Here is a 222-nt window from a genome sequence, read left to right on the forward strand (position 1 = left end):
TCCGACGAGGTGTCGCTCGCGGCGGTCAACGCGCCTGGCTCCGTGGTCGTTTCGGGTGACGCGGGCGCGGTCGAGGCGGTGGGTGAGCAGTTCAAGGCGTTGGGTGTGAAGACGACGCGGTTGCGGGTGTCTCATGCGTTCCATTCGGCGTTGATGGACCCGATGGTGGAGGACTTCATGGCGGCGATCGCTGACGTGGAGTTTTCGGAGCCGCGTATCCCT

General features: G+C 65.3%; 1 protein-coding gene. It reads left to right on the forward strand.

All coding sequences use genetic code 11. The features are described 5' to 3' along the window. Positions 1-222, forward strand: a 222-nt coding sequence (locus tag WA788_RS35895) for an acyltransferase domain-containing protein (RefSeq protein ID WP_335984756.1), incomplete at both ends; no start/stop codon positions are given.

The organism is Streptomyces sp. CA2R106, assembly GCF_037034245.1.
Classification (GTDB): domain Bacteria; phylum Actinomycetota; class Actinomycetes; order Streptomycetales; family Streptomycetaceae; genus Actinacidiphila.